General features: G+C 45.2%; 34 protein-coding genes and 1 other RNA gene. All 35 read left to right on the forward strand.

Annotated elements, in window-relative coordinates; genetic code table 11:
- Window positions 1-13 precede the first annotated feature (13 nt).
- The 35 genes from ACED60_RS12000 (at window position 14) to ACED60_RS12170 (ending at window position 18,967) form a co-directional block, all read left to right on the forward strand.
- On the forward strand, window positions 14-244 hold the full coding sequence (locus ACED60_RS12000) for a helix-turn-helix domain-containing protein (RefSeq protein ID WP_016076459.1): 231 nt from the start codon (window positions 14-16) through the stop codon (window positions 242-244).
- An 11-nt stretch (window positions 245-255) separates the two neighbouring features.
- Window positions 256-2,247 (forward strand): transposase domain-containing protein, encoded by a 1,992-nt coding sequence (locus ACED60_RS12005; RefSeq protein WP_371727632.1) that lies wholly within the window; start codon window positions 256-258, stop codon window positions 2,245-2,247.
- Window positions 2,248-2,281: 34 nt separating this feature from the next.
- Entirely contained in the window at window positions 2,282-3,229 is a 948-nt protein-coding gene (locus ACED60_RS12010) for an AAA family ATPase (RefSeq protein WP_371727633.1), read from the forward strand.
- 8 nt (window positions 3,230-3,237) lie between these two features.
- Window positions 3,238-3,495: a hypothetical protein gene (locus ACED60_RS12015; protein WP_371727634.1), complete on the forward strand. Its 258-nt coding sequence runs from the start codon at window positions 3,238-3,240 to the stop codon at window positions 3,493-3,495.
- On the forward strand, window positions 3,492-3,818 hold the full coding sequence (locus ACED60_RS12020) for a hypothetical protein (RefSeq protein ID WP_371727635.1): 327 nt from the start codon (window positions 3,492-3,494) through the stop codon (window positions 3,816-3,818). The genes ACED60_RS12015 and ACED60_RS12020 overlap by 4 nt, the downstream gene beginning before the upstream one ends.
- Before the next feature lie 14 nt (window positions 3,819-3,832).
- Entirely contained in the window at window positions 3,833-4,039 is a 207-nt protein-coding gene (locus ACED60_RS12025; RefSeq protein WP_371727637.1) for a hypothetical protein, read from the forward strand.
- Window positions 4,032-4,649, forward strand: coding sequence for a DUF3164 family protein (locus tag ACED60_RS12030; protein WP_371727638.1), 618 nt, complete (start codon window positions 4,032-4,034; stop codon window positions 4,647-4,649). Before ACED60_RS12025 ends, ACED60_RS12030 begins: the two co-directional genes overlap by 8 nt.
- 10 nt (window positions 4,650-4,659) lie before the next feature.
- Window positions 4,660-4,935, forward strand: coding sequence for a hypothetical protein (locus ACED60_RS12035; protein ID WP_102367796.1), 276 nt, complete (start codon window positions 4,660-4,662; stop codon window positions 4,933-4,935).
- A complete protein-coding gene (locus ACED60_RS12040) occupies window positions 4,928-5,140 on the forward strand; it encodes an ANR family transcriptional regulator (protein ID WP_016076452.1) in 213 nt (70 codons plus the stop codon). The genes ACED60_RS12035 and ACED60_RS12040 overlap by 8 nt, the downstream gene beginning before the upstream one ends.
- Window positions 5,127-5,375 carry a hypothetical protein gene (locus ACED60_RS12045; protein WP_371727639.1) on the forward strand — a complete coding sequence of 83 codons (249 nt, stop codon included), beginning with the start codon at window positions 5,127-5,129 and terminating at the stop codon, window positions 5,373-5,375. The genes ACED60_RS12040 and ACED60_RS12045 overlap by 14 nt, the downstream gene beginning before the upstream one ends.
- Window positions 5,347-5,532 (forward strand): hypothetical protein, encoded by a 186-nt coding sequence (locus ACED60_RS12050; protein ID WP_102533485.1) that lies wholly within the window; start codon window positions 5,347-5,349, stop codon window positions 5,530-5,532. The genes ACED60_RS12045 and ACED60_RS12050 overlap by 29 nt, the downstream gene beginning before the upstream one ends.
- Window positions 5,529-5,981, forward strand: a complete 453-nt coding sequence (locus ACED60_RS12055) for a hypothetical protein (protein ID WP_371727640.1) — start codon at window positions 5,529-5,531, stop codon at window positions 5,979-5,981. Before ACED60_RS12050 ends, ACED60_RS12055 begins: the two co-directional genes overlap by 4 nt.
- An RNA gene (locus ACED60_RS12060) (hammerhead ribozyme type II) lies at window positions 5,980-6,050 on the forward strand. Before ACED60_RS12055 ends, ACED60_RS12060 begins: the two co-directional genes overlap by 2 nt.
- A 28-nt stretch (window positions 6,051-6,078) precedes the next feature.
- Window positions 6,079-6,315 carry a hypothetical protein gene (locus ACED60_RS12065; protein WP_102367791.1) on the forward strand — a complete coding sequence of 79 codons (237 nt, stop codon included), beginning with the start codon at window positions 6,079-6,081 and terminating at the stop codon, window positions 6,313-6,315.
- Between the two features lie 9 nt (window positions 6,316-6,324).
- Window positions 6,325-6,537, forward strand: coding sequence for a hypothetical protein (locus tag ACED60_RS12070; protein WP_371727641.1), 213 nt, complete (start codon window positions 6,325-6,327; stop codon window positions 6,535-6,537).
- Window positions 6,538-6,545: 8 nt separating this feature from the next.
- A complete protein-coding gene (locus ACED60_RS12075; RefSeq protein WP_371727642.1) occupies window positions 6,546-6,800 on the forward strand; it encodes a hypothetical protein in 255 nt (84 codons plus the stop codon).
- 19 nt (window positions 6,801-6,819) lie between these two features.
- Window positions 6,820-7,338 carry a gp16 family protein gene (locus ACED60_RS12080; RefSeq protein ID WP_371727643.1) on the forward strand — a complete coding sequence of 173 codons (519 nt, stop codon included), beginning with the start codon at window positions 6,820-6,822 and terminating at the stop codon, window positions 7,336-7,338.
- A gap of 105 nt (window positions 7,339-7,443) precedes the next feature.
- The gene (locus ACED60_RS12085; protein WP_069669238.1) at window positions 7,444-7,842 is read left to right on the forward strand and encodes a Mor transcription activator family protein; all 399 of its coding nucleotides are present in this window, start codon (window positions 7,444-7,446) and stop codon (window positions 7,840-7,842) included.
- A 10-nt stretch (window positions 7,843-7,852) separates the two neighbouring features.
- Window positions 7,853-8,311: a hypothetical protein gene (locus tag ACED60_RS12090; protein ID WP_371727644.1), complete on the forward strand. Its 459-nt coding sequence runs from the start codon at window positions 7,853-7,855 to the stop codon at window positions 8,309-8,311.
- A gap of 84 nt (window positions 8,312-8,395) precedes the next feature.
- On the forward strand, window positions 8,396-8,818 hold the full coding sequence (locus ACED60_RS12095; protein ID WP_102551325.1) for a DUF5675 family protein: 423 nt from the start codon (window positions 8,396-8,398) through the stop codon (window positions 8,816-8,818).
- 2 nt (window positions 8,819-8,820) lie between these two features.
- Window positions 8,821-9,096: a hypothetical protein gene (locus ACED60_RS12100; protein WP_102558893.1), complete on the forward strand. Its 276-nt coding sequence runs from the start codon at window positions 8,821-8,823 to the stop codon at window positions 9,094-9,096.
- A complete protein-coding gene (locus tag ACED60_RS12105; protein ID WP_102572871.1) occupies window positions 9,069-9,659 on the forward strand; it encodes a hypothetical protein in 591 nt (196 codons plus the stop codon). The genes ACED60_RS12100 and ACED60_RS12105 overlap by 28 nt, the downstream gene beginning before the upstream one ends.
- Complete coding sequence (locus ACED60_RS12110) at window positions 9,656-9,874, forward strand: TraR/DksA family transcriptional regulator (RefSeq protein WP_016076439.1); 219 nt, start codon at window positions 9,656-9,658, stop codon at window positions 9,872-9,874. The genes ACED60_RS12105 and ACED60_RS12110 overlap by 4 nt, the downstream gene beginning before the upstream one ends.
- A complete protein-coding gene (locus tag ACED60_RS12115; protein ID WP_016076438.1) occupies window positions 9,874-10,176 on the forward strand; it encodes a DUF2730 family protein in 303 nt (100 codons plus the stop codon). Before ACED60_RS12110 ends, ACED60_RS12115 begins: the two co-directional genes overlap by 1 nt.
- Window positions 10,177-10,330: 154 nt before the next feature.
- A complete protein-coding gene (locus tag ACED60_RS12120; protein ID WP_016076437.1) occupies window positions 10,331-10,621 on the forward strand; it encodes a hypothetical protein in 291 nt (96 codons plus the stop codon).
- A 9-nt stretch (window positions 10,622-10,630) separates the two neighbouring features.
- A complete protein-coding gene (locus ACED60_RS12125) occupies window positions 10,631-11,221 on the forward strand; it encodes a DUF3486 family protein (RefSeq protein WP_102572870.1) in 591 nt (196 codons plus the stop codon).
- Window positions 11,221-11,427 (forward strand): hypothetical protein, encoded by a 207-nt coding sequence (locus tag ACED60_RS12130; protein WP_102367786.1) that lies wholly within the window; start codon window positions 11,221-11,223, stop codon window positions 11,425-11,427. The genes ACED60_RS12125 and ACED60_RS12130 overlap by 1 nt, the downstream gene beginning before the upstream one ends.
- 5 nt (window positions 11,428-11,432) lie before the next feature.
- Window positions 11,433-13,025: a terminase large subunit domain-containing protein gene (locus ACED60_RS12135; protein ID WP_371727645.1), complete on the forward strand. Its 1,593-nt coding sequence runs from the start codon at window positions 11,433-11,435 to the stop codon at window positions 13,023-13,025.
- Entirely contained in the window at window positions 13,022-14,578 is a 1,557-nt protein-coding gene (locus tag ACED60_RS12140; protein WP_371727646.1) for a DUF935 domain-containing protein, read from the forward strand. Before ACED60_RS12135 ends, ACED60_RS12140 begins: the two co-directional genes overlap by 4 nt.
- Window positions 14,571-15,365 carry a phage minor head protein gene (locus ACED60_RS12145; protein ID WP_102572868.1) on the forward strand — a complete coding sequence of 265 codons (795 nt, stop codon included), beginning with the start codon at window positions 14,571-14,573 and terminating at the stop codon, window positions 15,363-15,365. The genes ACED60_RS12140 and ACED60_RS12145 overlap by 8 nt, the downstream gene beginning before the upstream one ends.
- Before the next feature lie 312 nt (window positions 15,366-15,677).
- Complete coding sequence (locus ACED60_RS12150; RefSeq protein ID WP_371727647.1) at window positions 15,678-16,655, forward strand: phage protease; 978 nt, start codon at window positions 15,678-15,680, stop codon at window positions 16,653-16,655.
- Complete coding sequence (locus ACED60_RS12155) at window positions 16,655-17,554, forward strand: Mu-like prophage major head subunit gpT family protein (protein WP_371727648.1); 900 nt, start codon at window positions 16,655-16,657, stop codon at window positions 17,552-17,554. Before ACED60_RS12150 ends, ACED60_RS12155 begins: the two co-directional genes overlap by 1 nt.
- A gap of 53 nt (window positions 17,555-17,607) precedes the next feature.
- Window positions 17,608-17,856, forward strand: a complete 249-nt coding sequence (locus ACED60_RS12160; protein WP_371727650.1) for a hypothetical protein — start codon at window positions 17,608-17,610, stop codon at window positions 17,854-17,856.
- 2 nt (window positions 17,857-17,858) lie between these two features.
- Complete coding sequence (locus tag ACED60_RS12165) at window positions 17,859-18,419, forward strand: hypothetical protein (RefSeq protein WP_017098625.1); 561 nt, start codon at window positions 17,859-17,861, stop codon at window positions 18,417-18,419.
- 38 nt (window positions 18,420-18,457) lie between these two features.
- Entirely contained in the window at window positions 18,458-18,967 is a 510-nt protein-coding gene (locus tag ACED60_RS12170; RefSeq protein ID WP_371727651.1) for a hypothetical protein, read from the forward strand.
- The last annotated feature ends 11 nt before the right edge of the window (window positions 18,968-18,978 follow it).

The following is an 18,978-nucleotide window of genomic DNA, read 5'->3' on the forward strand; positions in this document are numbered from 1 at the left end:
AGGATCGCATGATATGAGCCTTAATAAAAGAGATATGGCGCGAGAAGACATCGTTGCTGAATTAAAGAAACGAAAAATTTCATTACGTTCTTTAGGAAGACAGAACGGACTTTCTCCTCATACATTAAAAAATGCTTTAGATAAATCCTACCGAAATGGCGAAATCATTATCGCAAAGGCGTTGGGAATGAAGCCTGAAGATGTGTGGCCTTCACGATATCAATCTTTTCATAACGCAGCTTAAGTGGGTGGGTTATGACTAATTGGTTTACGACAAAAGAATTGGTTGGACTTCCAGGGTTGCCAGAGCACTCTCAAAATATATCGAGAATGGCAAAGAAAAATGGATGGGAGTTTAGACAAAAAGAAGGCGTTAAGGGTGTTGCTTACGAGTTCTCAATGAATTCACTACCAATACAAACTCAAACAGCTCTGATGAAAAAACAAGGCAAAGTTCAAGTTGGGGATCAGGTTCTTGAGTTGCCGAAAAAGAAAAGCGAGCAGTCGTATTGCCGTGAAGCGCTTTGGGCTCGTTGGAGTAAGAACAACAACGCTGCCAAAGAGAAAGCACAGCAAGCATTGCGCACCGTTCAAGCTGTCTTTGCACTTAAGAATAACGGCATCAAGTTGATGGACGCTTATCAATCGGTATCTGAAGAATATGGCGTGGCACTTTCTACTTTGCGCCGCAGCTGCGCGAAGGTGAAGGGAATAGACGAATGTGATTGGGCTCCAGCTCTGCTGCCTAAAAACTTTGAATCATCCCAAACTCAAAAGCCGAATCAGTTTGCTTACATCACACCTGAAGCGTGGGAGTTTTTCAAAGCTGACTACTTGAGCCTAGAGCAACCTGCTATGTCGGTTTGTTATGAGCGCCTTATTGATACGGCTCCATCTAAAGGTTGGAAAGTACCAAGCCTAAAAAGTCTAGGACGCCGCCTTGAACATGAAGTGCCTGTGCAACAACGCATCATGCTTCGTGAAGGTGAACACGCACTGCATCAAATGTTCCCACCGCAAGAACGTACCGTTGAAGGGCTTCACGCTCTGGAATGGATTAACGGCGATGGCTATCAACACAACGTGTTTGTGAAGTGGTTTAACGGTGAAATTCTTCGTCCTAAAACGTGGTTTTGGCAAGATATCTACAGCCGCAAAATTGTTGGCTGGCGTTGTGACATTAGTGAAAACACAGACAGCATTCGCCTTTCCTTAATGGACGTTTGTGAAAAGTTCGGTGTGCCTAAAGAGCTGACTTTGGATAACACCAGAGCTGCTGCAAATAAATGGATGACGGGCGGCGTTCCTAACCGTTACCGATTCAAAGTAAAAGCAGACGATCCCCTTGGCATCATCCCAATGATGAATATCAAGTTGCACTGGTCGAGCGTGATATTAGGCAAAGGTCACGGCCAAGCCAAACCGATAGAACGTGCGTTTGGTGTGGGTGGCCTTGAAGAGTACATCGATAAACATCCACTTTGCCGTGGCGCTTATACAGGCCCGAACCCAATGGCAAAACCAGACAACTACGGAAGCAAGGCGATCGACGCGGAAGACTTTCTACAAGCCATCGCTAAAGGCGTGGAAATGTACAACGCGAGAGAGAACCGACACACCGAAGTGTGCAAAGGGTTTATGAGCTTTAACCAAGCGTTCAATGCCAGCTATGAAACGGCAGCAATACGCAAGGCAACCACCGACCAATTGCAAATGATGATGCTACAAGCTGAGGCAGTAAGAGTGTCTAAACACGGCACCATTTCACTGGACGCTGGCGGAAGTTTGAAAGGCCGCAAGAACCGCTATTACAGCGAATCGATGATGAACCATGTTGGCCAAAAACTCGTGGCACGTTTCGACCCATTAAAGCTGCATGAATCTATCGAAGTTTACACCTTGAATGGCGTTCGAATTTGTACCGCTGAATGTCTCGATAAGACTGGATTTGGTGATACGCAAGCGGCAAGAGAGCACAAACGCAAGCGCACACAATTTACCAAAGCGAACAAGATTGCTGCGCAAGCTCAAACAGAAATGGATGCACTGGAAGTGGCCGCAATGATGAAGCCGCTTGAAGAAGAAGTGCTACCTGAAACCAAAGTGGTTGAACCATTCAGACCCGTTTCGATTGGCAACACGGCGGCTAAGGCCATAGCGCTAGAAGATGAAGAAGAAGACTACGAACAGAACTTCAGCCAAAGCGTTTCAAACCTGTTTGAACAGAAATTCAAAAACAAGCTTTAAACCCTATTTAAACCTTCCATAAATGGAGATTGATATGAATACAAACGTAGTTGAACTAGGCAATGCAGAAGCGAAGCAAACCGACATATTAATGCGCATTCGTGCATTAACAGAATCGAAGGCTGTTTCAGCGTCTCAGATTGCAAAAGAGATCAGCGTATCACCTGCCACGCTAAGCCAAATCTTGAACGGTTCATACAAAGCTGACCCAGCCAAGATGATTGAAAAACTGAACCAGTGGTTACGCATGAGAGAACAGCGTAATGCCACGCCAAGTAAAGACCCTGGCTTTGTGATGACCCAAACCGCAAAACAGATTATCGATGACCTGCGTTATGCGCATGGCTCGTCAGATATTGCTTGTATCTATGGAGCCTCTGGTGTCGGCAAAACGAAGACGCTTCGTAATTACATGCAGTCAAATAATAACGTATGGATGATCACGATTAGCCCGAGCATTTCAAGCTTAGTTGGTTGCCTTTACGAATTGGCGATGGAGCTAGGGCTAACTAACGCTCCTCGAAGAAAAGATGCCTTAGCAAGGGCGATTAGAAACAGGCTCATTGGGACGAATGGATTGGTCATTATCGATGAAGCTGATCACTTGAAATATGAAGCTTTAGAGGAGTTCAGAGCGATTCAAGAGTATTGCGAGGTTGGCATGGTGATGGCGGGCAATAACAAAGTTTACACCCAGTTTACGGGGGGGCGTCGTAATGAAGATTTTGCCCGTTTGTTTTCACGTATAGGCAAGAAACGTGGCATCCACAAAACCAAGCAAGCAGACGTTCGTGCCATTGCTGATGCTTGGAACGTAAACGGCGAGTCTGAACGCGGGTTAATGCTGCAAATCAGTGAGCGTCCAGGTGGCCTTAGATTGCTAAGCAAAACACTCAAACTGGCGACGATGTTTTCCAAAGACCAGACCATTAGTGAGCAAGTGCTGCGCAAAGCGTTTGCTGAATTAGAAACCAACGATTGAGGTGAGATATGAGCGTTCGCGAAATTGAATACAAAGGTGTTGCTGGAATACCAAGTATAGCAAGGGCATTTGGTATGAGCGTGCACACATTAAGGTATCGACTCAACCAAGGTTTGGGAATCAAAGAGGCTGTTGAAAAGCCATTGCTTGGAACTATTGCTAAGCCTTCTTTAGAAAAAAAGGCTAAGAAGATTGATGGCATCAAATCACCTGTAGGTCTTAGCAACTTATGGAAACTAGCACTTGGAATGGGGAAATACCAATGATGCATCTAAATGAAAAACGTCGCGCTGTGGCTAACGCCATGTCTCGACTAGAAACGGCAGGAAGCTTGATTGTGAATGTAAGCACTGGCATTGCCATCCCTGTAATTACCATCGAGTTTCCACCTGTATGGCTTGTTAGTAAATCAAACGAAGTGCGTGAACAGGCGGGTAAGACACTTAAAGTTTCACACATCGCAAAGCTTAGCGGTTGCCTAGTTCGTTGGGTAGAAAGTGAGACCGACAATATTAACGCGAAGTACATGACTCAGTACTTAAACCCATACGCACCTGAGCTTATTGCTGTGCAGCCTAAGAATTTTTAATAAGTGAGAACTAAATGAAAACCATTAGCAAAGAAAAATACCTAGAGCTTTTAGATACGCAACGTCTGCATTTAGAAAAGAAAGTAGACATCGCGAAAGACGATTTATTCACTCTTGAAACTGCCATTGAAGTTCTAGATGCAACAGACTTCGACGAAGTTGAAGTTACCGAAAAAGACGGCGCTTTTACATTCAATATCGTGGAGAAAAACAATGACTAATCAAACCCAACCACAAGACGGTTTCCGCTTCAATGGCCAAGGCCACCAAGTACCCGTAAGCCAAATCAAAGACGTTGATTTACTGCGTGATGATGTTGTTGCCGACATCGTAAAAAAAGCGATAGCGACACAAGAAATCCTTGCGCTGTTTAAGAAAGAAGCCATGCAGAATGTCGCGGATTTTGTAGACCTAAGCTCTGCTGAATTTGATGTGAAATACGGAGGCACCAAAGGCAACGTTACGCTGCTTTCGTTTGATGGCAAATACAAGGTGCAACGCTCAATTGGAGAGCACCGCGTGTTCGATGAACGCATCCAAGCGGCTAAGGCAAAAATTGACGAATGCATTAACCGTTGGAATGAAAATTCAAGCGATGAAATTAAAGCCCTGGTTGATTTATCTTTCCGCGTAAACAAGCAAGGTCACATCGATGTTAACCAAGTACTTAGCCTTCGCCAGTTAAACATTACCGACCCTGATTGGTTAGAAGCGATGGACGCCATTGCCGACTCAATCAAGGTTATCGGTAAAACACCTTACCTACGTATTTATGAACGCCAAGGTGACGGTCAGTACAAACAAATCGCCCTTGATATCGCCAAGCTATAGCGAGGTGTAAATGTTACTGATAAGCACCCGATATGGAGAGATAAACGTCAGTCGCCATGCTATCGAAAGATGGCGACAACGTACGGGTCGCAGCCTTCCACAACTTGTAGAGGCGGTGGCGAAAGCTAACCGCCCAAGCAAGAACAGACTGCGAAGAATAATGAAATGCGAATCAGGTTGGCAGCCAAAGCGAATTTTAGAAAGTGACTGCGCCTACTTCCTAATTCGAAACAACAACATTGTCACGGTGTACGACAAGCGAAAAGAGGGTTACTCCCATGCCTGAATCTAGCTACTACATGAAGCTTGCTGAAAAGGCTTCTGAATCTGAACAACTTAGTGAGTTTGGCGTTGCTGCTGAACAGTGGTTTCAAGCGTCTGAGGTGGCGTTATCAAAAGATAATCGCTACTGGGCCATCTATAGAAACCAGTACTGCCAACAACAATTGGCTTCACTGCTGAAAGAGGAATGTGAACATGACAATGCCTAACCCACTGCAACGTTCTTTCACTACTGCCCACACTCGCAGAGTGGTTGATCTAGAAATTGAAATGGCTGAAGCCTTAATTGAAAAAGACGGCACTGCATTTCCAGATAGCACGTTTGAAGAAGGCTATATCGCAGCACTGAAGTTCATTTTAAATCAGTCCAGTTCGAACGTTCGTGAAGAGTACGAAGACATGATGGATGAACTCAATGGAAAAGACGAAAGCGAAGCGGCCTAACCAGTTAATCAAATACATCATGAAGTTTCGCCGCTGCTCTCAAATCGAAGCAGAGCAATGGGCAGATAACCACTGCGGTGATTGGCGCAATACGCCACTGCCCAAAGCGAAGCGAGTGAAATCCATATCAAGCAATGAAAAGGAATATGAAGAATGAGCAAACCAATTACAAAAGAAATGTGGGCTGAGATTGAAGCGGAAATGGCAGGTGGTTGGGTTGCTATCGCTTTTAATTACAAAGGTCATGAAGTGTCAGTACAACGCGTTCGTGAGTCTGAATCGAAAACGTGTTTACAGGTTTATATTGATGGGTTCATCAAAGGCGAATGGACAAGTTTTAGTGAAGGTAAGAACGGTATTAGTGATAAGGCCCCTGAGATATTAGCTGACGTTTGGTGCTTAAAAACCAAAGCTAAATACTCCGCAAAGCACAAAAAGGATTTAGAGAAAATTTTTGGCAAGCGTCGAGTTAAAAAATTGTATCCAGACCTACATGAGATATTTGCCTTTCATGTCCCTCACTTCTCAAAAGCTTCTGTGCTGTGTCGTCAGTTCAAAAAGCTAGAAGGGTTAGAACTGACTAAAGCAACGTGCCTTGCGGCATAAGCGAAACAAGCAAGGTTCGCCTTGCTTGTCTGCCTAGCGTGGTTGCTAGGTACTGATGAGCAGCCAGTACAACACAAAGCTATAGGAGGTTTTTATTATGTTTGGTGAATACACACCACTAATGAAATCAGGTTTATTACAACGCCGCTTAGCGAATGGTAAAGCCATACTCGATGCTGAACTAGGCTTGCAGAAATGGTGCCCTCACTGCCAAGAGTATTGGCCGCAAGACACCTTGTTTTGGTCGCCATGCAGAAGAAACCCAGACGGGTTGCAGAGTTGGTGCAAAGCTTGTCAGTTGGAATGCAAGAACGCCAAACGTAAAGCGGCTTAGGAGGTTAAAATGCAATCTGACGATCTAAAGAAGGTTAAAGGGTTTGTCGATAACCTAAACATCGTGGTTGATAAGTACCCAAGTGGCGAGACTCATTTTTGGAAAGGCAAGTATGGTGACACCTTAGCGATTGTTGATGTATTTGAAACTCATCGCAATGTCGTATTTACAGCATCAGGTAAGCGTTGTTTAGCTGATGCTAGTAAGCAATCAGCAGATTAGGAGGATTTATGGCGACACTCACTAAACAAGAAAAGGCTTGGTTTAACAAGCTTCAAAAGGTACTCAATGAATGCCCTTTTGATACAAGTGACTTTGATAGTTTTACCATCGGTGATAACGACATTACCGTTTTTAAAAATAAATGTGAAGTCGATGCTCACCATTCAAAATATGAAACGGATTTAGGGACTTCAGTAAGTGAATTAGATGCCGAAGTGTTTGAATTACAATTTCCGTTTGGCGTTGCTTCGGCAGCAGGTTAAGGGATTAGGGGAAATCAAAATGTCTAACTTACTCAAACTTGTCCAAATCGCTAAGCGTGATCTTGCCATGGAAGATGATTCTTATCGTGACGTTCTTGAGCAATGCACAGGTAAGCGAAGTGCAAAAGGCTTGAACGACATTCAACTAACCAAAGTGTTAGACAGAATGAAATCGCTAGGCTTTAAACCAAAACGCAAGCCACAAGCAAGAGCACCAGAAGTAACAAAGATTCGTGCGATTTGGCATACCATGCACAAACAAGGCTTTATCCGTAATGCGAACGACGTTGCCATTGATGCTTATGTGAAACGCATGACTACTGCATCAAATGGACGTGGCATTGAAAAGGCGGTTTGGCTTAAGTCAGCTCAGGCCGCTGAAGTGTTAGAAGCTTTAAAGAAATGGCACTATCGATTGATGGCCGAAGTGATCACTAAAAGTGGTGGTCGCATTCCATCGAACAACGATTGCACAGGCCCAGCTGGTTACGAGCTATTAGCTGAACATTATGCAAGTAACTACTACAAAACTGGTTAACGTGCCCGACCAGTAAACACTGCCATATACTACAAACACCTCGCCAAGCGGGGTGTTTTTGTATTTATACTATGTGAAGGTATGCCATGTGGATGGGAGGCAGTGATGAGTGAAGAAAACCAAGACTTGTTTGGTTACAAGAATGTAAGCCTAGAAGAAGTTGAAAAACTAGCAGACGATGAAGAGCACCAACGATGGCCAGAAGCCATGCGCCAAATCTACTGCATATTTAAAGATGAACTCGTTAAGAACGAAACCGATCCAAAGCTTGCGGTGGTTTTACTGCATCGTATTTGCAAAGAGTTTGGTGGTGTTCAGCTTTACCTTCCACGCGGCAGACAGCTCGAATCTGAAATCATGAACCTGTCTATCTGGCGTGAGTTCAATGGTGCGAATGTTGAAGAGCTGTCACGTAAATACGATAAAAGTATGCAGCATATCTATCGCGTAGTGGCTAAAATGCGCAAGATAGAAGTTAAGAACCGTCAACCGAATTTATTTTAAGGAATTGAAAATGAAAGCCATTGCTTTATTACTATCATCATTATTTTGTATGCCCGTGTTGGCAAAGGACTTACCACCAGTAAATGAAATGCTCCATCGCTTAGATGTTGCTGGTTATAGCAACGCCGATAAATGGGAAGATATTGAAGGTACAAAAAAGCAAGATTTAGAAACTGGAACATTGTTTGTTAGTCAATCGAGTGTTTCATCTATGATTCCGGTCAGTGGTAGTACCGACAATGAGTTAGTGGCTGCATTCACATTGGCCGGAATACATTGTGTAAAAACGTCATTAGAAGCGATTGATATGGCGCACCATACAAGCTTGCCAAAGAGCATGTTTAATAGTATTAATGACGCGTTAAGATCGCCTAGTCACAAAGCATCAACTTTAGTTTGGGGCTATGATTTTGAAACGGAAATCACACCAGTTAAACAGGGGATCATTGTTAACTGCACATTGAAATAATCAACAATCCGCGTTACTTCCACAAGCTATTAAATAGAAAGCACAATCAGTTAAACGTAACCCCATTACTAAACTGGTTGTGCTATGAAAACCCTAACTCTCCATCGCAATTATTTCCCTCATGGTGTTTTTTCTTATCTGTGCGATGAGAATGGAAACGCTATTCTCAAGACCGTTGAACGACCTTGGAAAAATAACCAAGCTGGCATTTCATGTGTTCCAGAAGGCACCTACGACCTGCTGCCACATGACAGCCCGAAGTTTGGCAAATGCTACGCACTAGAAGCACCTACCCTTGGTGTTACTCGATTCGGCCCTTCTCAACGAACTCATATTCTTATCCACAAAGCAAACCGAGCAGCACAGCTTGAAGGTTGTATTGCACCAGGCATGGACTTTGGTGTGGTGAATAATGAATGGGCTGTTATCAATTCAGGCACGGCCTTCGATTATTTTATGGCTCACCTTGGTGGTGAAAAAGCCAAGCTTGTTATTCGTCGAGCGTAACCATGGGACGCAATTGGGACTTTGCCAAACAACGAGGGCGCAAACAGCGCCTCGATGCCGAGTTGAATGCTTTTCAAACAGGTGCTGAAGTCCCATTAAACCCGCCTTTATTTAGCCACGATGCCACCATGCAAAGTTACTTTTCGAAAGCGTGGAGCCGTGTCTCTCAAAATGAAATTGATCGCCACCTTGGTATTGCGAAAACGCCACAAGGGAATGACCTAGTTTCAAAAATCAGGAGCTTAAGAGAATGTCACTTTCAGTCATCGCGGGGGTAGCTTCGCTTGCCATGGAATATGGCCCTGCTGCTATTCGCGGCATATCCAGTTTGTTTGGTGGTAGTGAGACGGCAGACAAAGTAGCCGAAGCGGTAGAGCAAGCCGATTCAATGTTTGGTGCTAACAAGGCACAGAAAGAGTTGGCTGTTACTCGCGCCCTACAAAACTTGCCACCTGAATCTTTGGTTGAACTTGAGAAGATTAAGGTCGAGTTAGAAAAAGAAAAGACTCGCCGCCAAGAACTCACGCTTGGCGATAAGCAAGCCGAACATCACGAAACCCAAATGACGATTCGTGAAGGTGATAAGGCTGATGATGAATACGTTCGTCACACTCGCCCTTGGGGTTGCCGTTTGAGTTTGTATTCTGCCATTGCTTATATCTTCCTGTTTGAACTGCTCGAAGCCTTTGATAAAGGAACGGGGGCAAATTGGGAAATTGCAGCGGGTTTGATGGCACCATTTCTTACTTACCTTGGTTGGCGCTCTGCTGATAAGCGTGGCATGACCAAAGGCACAGGCTCAATGGTTGGTGATGCACTTAAGGCGGTGAAAGTAAAATGACCGACCAGTTCGATAAGGCTCAAGAGCTTGAGCAAACCTTCAGAGAAAAAGCCATTGCTCATCAACGTACACGCTGCATAGAACAGCCCGACGAAGATGAACACGGTAATCGCTATTGCTTAAGTTGTGGTGACACCATCCCAACTAAGCGATTAGAAGCGATGCCAAATGCGGTGCGCTGCGTCAGTTGTCAATCACATAAGGAGCCACATTAATGGAGTTGTGGATCAAAACTTATTGGCCTATCGCATGGGCTGCGTTGAGCACGTTGGGGATGTTAGTCCTTGCCTTGCTTTCTAAAACGTACGCCAAGCGAGAAGACCTAGAAAAGGTAGGACGTAAAGTGGACGAACTACAAACGCAGATTGACAATCTACCCACTCAGCAACAAGTCACGCAGCTATTGCTTGAAATGGCAAACACACGCGGTGAGATGAAAGAGCTACGGGCACAAATACAACCTGTAGAACACCTCGCTCAACTGCTATTAGAACAACGTTTAAAAGATGATAAATAGAGTGTGATTATGGAATACGTAAGCCCTAAAGATAAGTGGTTGTACTTAATTTTAACTCTTGGTCTGTTTTGTTTCTTAGGCTTTGGGTGGGTAGTAATAGAATCCTTGATATGGCTATTTTCTCATATCAGTTTTAATTTTTAACGGAGTACTTATGGGCTTTAAAGAGTTATTAAAAGAAGACCAGCGTCTTGTGATCTTGCGTTCACTTCATGACATGACAGGGTATGAAGCGAACGAATCTATCCTTGATTCTTGCCTTGATACTTACGGTCACAACATTAGCCGTGATGCAGTTCGTACGCATTTATCTTGGCTTGAAGAGCAAGGGCTAATTAGCATTCGTACTGTATTAGATTGCCAAGTCGCAAAACTTACAGGCCGTGGTGAAGATGTGGCAACAGGCCAAGCCATTGTTCCTGGCGTAAAACGTCCACGCGCTTAGGAGTGTTGTATGTCCATTGTTAACCGTTCAGCCAGTAATCGAAAATCAAAGATAGATTTGCTGCCTGATGAAATCCGTCAAACTCTGAATGCGTTTATTCGCAGTGGGAACATGACACAGAAAGACATTCGCTTGGCCGTGAATGAAATGATTGATGATGCGGGGCTTCCAGAAGATGTGAAAATCAGTCGCACTGGATTTAACCGATACGCCAAGCGCATGGAAGAAATGGGCCAGCGTTTGAAGCAGTCTCGCGAAGTGGCGGAAGTGTGGACAACCAAACTGGGTGAAGCGCCCACCTCTGATGTGGGTAAGCTGCTGCAAGAGTTTGTGCGTACCATGGCTTTTGAAACGTCCATGACCATGATGGAAAACGCCGCTAAAGACGATGAAGTGATTCCACCCAAAGCACTCGCGCAACTCGCTTTGGTTATTCAACGTATCGAGCAAGCTTCAATGGTGAGCCATAAGGTTGAAAAAGAAATACGCGCTGCATTTGCGGCAGAAGTGGCCGATGCAACTGAAGCCATTGTGAAGCAGGCTGGCGTGACCGCTGAAACCATTCAAGACATTAAGAAAGGCATATTGGGGATTGCATAATGGGAATTAAGAAACCGACACCACCGAAGATACTTCAGTATTTTAAATACTTGCATTTACCTGATCGTTTACAAACGGTTAGCAAACCCTTCAATGAGTTGGCTTACTTAATAGCTGAAGACCTACCTGATAATGAAGAGCGTGAAATCGCATTAAGAAAGCTGTTAGAAGCTAAAGATTGCGCCGTTCGTGCAATGCTTGGATAACGCTGATGGAAAATGAAACCACATCACAAAGTCGCAGTGCGATCTTTTCTGGCGAGTTTGATAAGAATGATGTATTGCTGCCTTATCAAAAGCGCTGGATAGCGGATGACTCTCAATTAAAGATTGCAGAGAAAAGCCGACGAACAGGCGTGACATGGGCAGAAGCGGCAGACTCAGCATTGAGTGCTGCCGCCTCTGCTAATGCAGGCGGTGAAGATGTCTTCTATGTTGGTTCAACCAAAGACATGGCGCGAGAGTTTATTGATGCTGTCTCGATGTGGGCCAAAGCTTACAGCTGCGCGTGTGATGATGTCAGTGAAGAAGTCTTCGAGAATGAAGATAAAGACATTCTGACTTACGTGATCAACTTTGCGTCTGGTTTCAAAGTCAAAGCTCTATCAAGTAACCCTTCTAACCTGCGTGGTATGCAGGGCACGGTTATCATCGATGAAGCGGCCTTCCATGAACGTTTAGCCGAAGTACTAAAAGCGGCCCTTGCCTTAACCATGTGGGGTTCAAAGGTTCGCTTAATCAGTACCCATAACGGCATCGAGAATTTATTCAACACCCTAATTCAAGACAGTCGTGCAGGTAAAAAGCGTTACTCGATCCACACCATCACTTTAGATGACGCTTGCGAACAAGGGCTATACAAACGTATATGCCAGGTTAAGAAGACACCGTGGACGCAAGAACTCGAAGATGAATGGAAAGCGAACCTGCTTCGTGACACGGCCACCGAAGAAGATGCACTCGAAGAGTACCAATGTGTACCGAAGAATGGCGGCGGTGCTTATATTAGCCGTGGCTTACGTGAACGTGCTGCGCGGTTAGATGGCCCAGTATTAAGCTTCACTGGTTCTAAAGCGTTTAACGAAGCGAAAGAGCACATACGCGAAGCTGAGATGAAAGAGTGGTTAGACGAACACGTTCAGCCAGAACTCGATAAGCTCGATCCTAAACTGCGCCATTGCTTGGGTGAGGATTTTGCACGCTCTGGTGACTTAACCGTTTATGCACCCATGGCTGTTCAAAATGATGTGAAGCGCACCGTTCCTTTCTTGTTAGAACTTGGCAATGTGCCATTCAAGCAACAAGAGCAAGCGCTTTACTTTATTTGTGATCAACTCCCAAGGCGTGATGGTATTTATCTTGATGCGCGAGGTAACGGCCAGTACCTAGCCGAGCAGGCTCGATACAAGTACGGCGAAGAAGTGGTTGAGGTAATGCTCTCTGTGGGTTACTACCGCGAGAACATGCCTTCATTTAAAGCTGCGTTTGAAGATGATGAAATACTGCTTCCAAGGCATGAGGACGTGATTACTGATTTGGGACAAATCCAAATTAAAGCTGGCGTTCCTAGTATTGATTCAACACGAACCAAAGGCGAGAACGGAAACAAACGACACGGCGATAGTGCTATTGCTATTTGGTTTGCTTACTTAGCTTCTAAGGCGGATTTAACGCGTTACGGCTTGCACACCATCAAGGCCAATGTCGATGAGAACCAACGCCGCTTTCATGGCTCTGCCGAAGAAAATAACCGATTTGATGATATGCCGAACCAAGACTTACGCGGCAAAGGAATTAGACTATGACCCAAATTGTTGATGTAAACGGCCAGCCATTAAAAGCCGATAAGACACTACTGTCTGAAGACATTGCCAAAGCGTACACCACCAGTGTGCGAAACCCTCGACCTGCCAGTGTCGCCTCTACTTTAAACCCGCTTCGATTAGCGGGATTACTTCGCAGTGTGGTAGATGGAAACAACCCACAAGATTACATGACGCTTGCCGAAGAAATGGAAGAGCGCGATTTGCACTACGCGGCGCAGCTGCGCACCCGTAAGTTGGCGGTTGCTGCTATTGAGCCTACCGTTGAACCTGCCAGTGATGAGCAAGTTGATCTCGATGTGGCTGATCGCGTTCGTGACATCATGGCCGAAGACCAAATACCAGAACTGTTTTTTGATTTGCTTGATGGCCTAGGTAAAGGGTTAGCCGTTGTACAAGTGCTTTGGGATACCAAACAAACACCATGGAAACCACAAGATTATAAATGGGTAGACCCTCGCTATCTTCGTGCCGACCAAGACACGCTTGAAGACATTCTATTGATTAGTGATTCTGCGCCAAGTGGCGAGCCGTTAGAGCCGTATAAGTTTATGGTGCATACGCCTCGATCTAAATCTGGCATTGTTTGGCGTAACGGTTTAGCCCGTTTGGTTGCCGTGATGTACATGCTTAAATCGTTCACGGTTCGTGATTGGTGGGCGTTTGCTGAAGTGTTTGGTATTCCGGTTCGTGTGGGTAAGTACGGCCCGAACGCCAGTACCGAAGATATCAGTACTCTGGTGAATGCCATTGGTCGTATTGCCAGTGATGCTGGTGCGGTCATTCCTGAATCCATGAAGCTAGAGCTTATTGAAACGGCCAAAGGCAAGGGCGGTAATACGCTGTTTGAAAATATGGCCCGTTGGTGTGATGAGCAAACCAGTAAAGCGGTACTTGGCCAAACCATGACGGCTGATAACGGCAGTTCGCAATCTCAAGCCAATGTTCATAACGAAGTACGTATGGATATTGCTAAGTGGGATGCGCGCCAACTTGAAGCGTGTGTGAATGAGTACCTGGTTAAGCCCTATGTGATCCTGAACTGGGGGGTGCAAGAGCGTTACCCTAAAGTTCGCATTCGAGTGCCAGAGCCAGAAGACTTGAAAATGTTGGTCGATAGCTTGAAGCCAATGATTGAAAGTGGCATGCGCGTATCTGCAAGTGAAGTGCGTGAAAAGTTTGGGCTACGTGAACCAACCGACGATGAAGATGTGCTGATGCCAGCAAGCGCGGTACTTGCTCAAAATCTTCCTGCGACCAACCGAGGTAAATCAAAGGTAGCGATTAACCGCATAAGCAAAACGGCTGAAGCGGAAATGAACGACTTAACCGATGAGGCCATGAGCGACTGGGAAGAAGTTGCGGAAGACTTCATGAACCCGATCATCGAACTGGCCAATGCGTCAGACAGTTATGAAACGTTCTTAGAAAAGCTGCCAGAGCTTCAAGAGACATTAGGCGCTGACGTGTTTGTTGAGCAGATGGCACAATACATGTTCCAGATGCGCGGCTATGGAGACGCTAAAGATGTCTAAAGCCCTTGCGTCTGAAAACATAGTCCCTGTTGAATCGCTAGAGTGGTTCAAGAGTAAAGGAATAGAGCCTGGCTTTGACTATCGCGACGTATGGAAGCAAGAGCACAACAACGCATTCACTGTAGCAAAGATGCTGAATGCCGATCTTCTTGTGGATGTGAAAGCCATTGTTGAAGAGGCCATCGAGCAAGGCCAAACGTTCAAGCAGTTTCAAGATATCTTAAAGCCACTCTTGGTTAAGTCTGGTTGGTGGGGCATTCAAGAAATGGTTGACCCACTGAGCGGAGATTCAAAGCCCGTTCAATTAGGCAGTGAAGGCCGTGTAAAGACCATTTACAAAACCAACATGAGAACGGCACGTTCAGCTGGGCAATGGGAACGCATCGAGCGAACCAAACGCGCCATGCCTTATTTGCTTTATCAGCTTGGGCCATCCATGGAGCATCGAGTTGATCACGTTAAATGGAAAGATACGCTGCTTCCTGTTGGTGACTCGTGGTGGGATAACCACATGCCACCGAATGGTTGGGGCTGCAAATGTTGGATACGCCAAGTATCGAAGTTTGAAGCTGAGAAGCTGATTGCCGATGATAAGGTATCGACCGACTCGCCAGAGGGTGGCACTAAGCAGTGGTTAAACAAGCGAACGGGTGAGGTGGAAGTGTTACCAGAAGGCATTGAACCAGGATGGAATTACAACCCTGGTAAATCACGCCAAGAAGCGATGCAAGAAGACCTATTACAAAAAGAAACAAGAATGCGTGAGACGCTCTCTAATGGCTCTTAGTTGTAAAATGGCTACAATGTGTCGTTTAAAAAAGTTCTAACAAATCTGAGTCGATTTAAACAGTGTTTAAACATGGTTCAGTAAACTATTTTAGGTGAGATTGCACAAGTCAGCTTGATAAGCTGATTTTTTCGGGTAATCTTTAAGCCCTCAAGAAAAGTATTTCAATTCATCCTTTCCTCCAAAATAGAGCAACCGACGTTATTTCTCGTCGGTTGCTTTTTTTTTGCATTCTTAACTCCACGAAACGAGTTCATACCAACTAATCCAATGAGGAGGTTGTTATGTAAGTTCTGATTTATGGAGCGAGTAATGAAAAAAACTTACCTGGCAATGTGTTTCAACTTATCGAACAGCATGATTGATGGCCTTGGTGAAGAACAAGGTACTAACAGCGTTTGGTTGCCAATGATTCCTGCGGGTGAAGTAAAAGGCCGTGATGGTCGCATGTGGATGAACACCGAACCTGATGCGATTGTTGCAGCCTTTGATGCAAAACTTCCTTTCGACATTGAACACGCTACCGAGATTCGTGGCCCAGAAGGTAAAGACGCTGATGCTGCGGGTTGGATTCTGGCACTAGAAAACCGCGAAGGTGAGATTTGGGCGCAAGTCGAATGGAACTATATCGGCCGCTATAAAATTACCGACAAGTTATATCTGTATTACTCCCCTGCTTTTAACTATGACCAGCAAGGCGTCATTACTGCGATGAGCAGCGCTGGCTTAACCAACAAACCTAACTTTTTTGTACCTGCCCTTAATCGACAAGAGGAAACCGACATGCCGCTTTCACAACTGATTGCAGCCGCGCTTGGCCTAGCCGCAGACGCGACCGAAGAGCAAGGTGTTACCGCAATTAATTCACTTAAGTCTGAGAAAGACATTGCGCTAAACCGTGCCGCTACGCCGGACTTAACTAAGTTCATCCCAATTGAAACACACACCGTTGCACTGAATCGCGCCACCACGGCTGAAGCTCAGTTAAAAGAAATTGACGATAAGAAAGTCGATGGCTTGGTTCAGGCTGCGATTGATGAAGGCAAGATTGCGCCAGCGAACAAAGAAATGTTTGTTGGTATGTGTCGTGCTGAAGGCGGTATTGAGCAGTTCGAAGCGTTCGTTGAAACCGCACCATCTATCGCAACCAATTCACAGCACAAGACGCCTAAAGAAAAACAAGGCAACGCAAAGCTTGAAGAGCACGAATTGGCAATGTGCCGAAAAATGGGCGTGACGGAAGATGAATTCCTCGCGGCAAAAACACAAATGAATGTAGGAGCTAAATAATGGCGACTGAAGCACAAGTAATTGAAGCACTCCAAGCAACGATGTCTGCGGCATATGTAAAAGGGCTTGGTGCTGCTAAACCACAGTGGTCAAAAATCGCCACTTTAGTTCCTAGTTCCGGATCGGCTAACTTCTACGGTTGGTTAAAAGACTTACCAGGTATTGTTGAGTGGACGGGAGACCGCCAGTTGGCTGATATGGGTAAGCACGGGTACTCAATTACGAATAAGACGTTTGAAAGTTCGATCTCAATTGGCCGCGACGAAGTTGATGATGACCAAATTGGTCATTACAGCGTGATTGCTCAGAACTACGGTGATCAAGTGGCTTACTTTCCTGACACTTTGTCTTACCCGTTGCTTGCAGCTGGCTTTACCACGCTGTGTTATGACGGCCAGAACTACTTTGATACTGACCACCCATTAGAAACCACACCTGCAACAACATTCTCGAACGTGGTGGGTGACCCATCAACAGATACGGGTGAACCATGGTTCTTGATTGACGATACAAAAGTGCTCAAGCCGATTGTTTACCAAGAGCGACGTCCGTTTGTGTTCAAAAACATGAACCCAAATGAAGAATACACCTGGTTCAACAACAAATATGCAGCGGGCGTTGATGGCCGTAGCAATGTTGGCTTCTCTTTCCCTCAATTAGCGATTGGCTCTAAAGCTGCGCTAACAGAAGCGAATTATGAAGAAGCTAAGAAGAAACTTCAGAAGATGAAAAAAGTAGACGGTACTCCAATTGGTGTGCGTGCAACCAAATTGGTTGTTGGTCCTGACAACGAAGCCGCTGCTAAGAAGTTGATTGAACGTATGTTAGTTGATGGCGGTGACTCCAACGTTTATTACAACGATGTTGAAGTTGTGATTTCACCTTTAATTAGCGCTTAACCAGCAACACAGATTGGCGGTAGCAATGCCGCCAACCTTTAGGGATTTATGCCATGACTGTAAAAGTTGAACTTAATCCAAACACTTGGACGCTTATTTCTTCTGCTGCGGCGGGTTATATGGACAACCAATCAGGCAGCGTTGTGAAGTACCGTGTTGAAGACTCAGCACCATCCGATGCTGAAACGTTTGGGCATCAACTGAAGCTTGAAAAAGGCATTGGTTGGTCTCGCGCTGTAGCGAAAAATATTTACGGAAGAACGGCCAGTGCAACAGGCGATGTCATCGTTACGGAAGGTTAAGTATGTTTTTTGAAAACTCGCCATTGATAAGTCAAAGCGCTTCGCCATTGCCAGTTGATAGCTTGATTATGCGTGCAAGCTTTGTGTCTCAAGGAAGTACGATAAAACAAACACTGTCTACTGATGATATTCCTGAAACCATTCTTTTTAATAAAGAATCCTTACCGTCTCAAGATATTACCGTTGACTTGGTTACTGGTGAGGTAACAGCTGTAAAAGACTTTGCAGGAATGGCAACTCTAAGTGTCATCGCTTTAAGAGAAGGTGGTGGTGGTGGCTCACCGTTGTGGGGGGTTTTTGTTGAAGTCTATGACTCAGGCTCAGGCCAGTGGATAGCAGCTGAAGACAGCTTAAGACCAATATCTTTAAGTCGTGATCTAGAAGACGAAGTTCGCCCTATCGATTACACGTTGTCTGTTGAAATCTCAGCTGGTCAGAAGTTTCGGTGGCGTCATTACACCACAGATGCAAGCAAGAATATCTCGATAGTGGCGTATGCACCATCAAATGGAATACCAGGCTCAGCGGCTGCAATTATGAGTTTCTGGGGCATTAAACCGTAATTTAATCGCCATTAAATATTCGTTTAAAGGAGTTCACAGTGAGTGGAACTAAAAAATCAACAACTGCAAAAGTTGGAAAAGTGGAAGGAAATTCCTCCACCGCTAAAGCGGAAGCCGAACAGAAAGCATTAGAAAACGCCGATGCTGAATTAAAGGCCGAAGCGGAATCTGAAACCAAGGCTAAATTGACAGCCGACAAAAGCAAAGGTGATCAAATTGTACAAGTGGATTCAAAGAAAGATGATGTGGTTCATCCTGGGGATGGCGTTGACGCTATCGGTATTCTTGGCGCTTTCAAAGTATGCGCTAAATCAGATGCTGGGTTTTGGCGCTCAGGCGTTCAGTTCCATCGTCTCCAAGAAAAGCTGGTGCTTGTGGTGGAGCAAGAGCCGGATGCGTCTGCGCGAGTTCATGCGAAAGATCATGAACCAGAGTGCGTGGTGTTCCTCTCTCCTGAAAAGGCGAAGCGAGTACACGACGAGCCGCACCTAACAGTTGAAGTTGTTGAGCTTGAAGACGTACTCGATCTTCAAGACATGCAGCAATAACGTTTTTAAAA

Origin of the sequence: Vibrio sp. 1F279, from assembly GCF_041439815.1 — a bacterium.
Classification (GTDB): Bacteria; Pseudomonadota; Gammaproteobacteria; order Enterobacterales; family Vibrionaceae; genus Vibrio; species Vibrio tasmaniensis_A.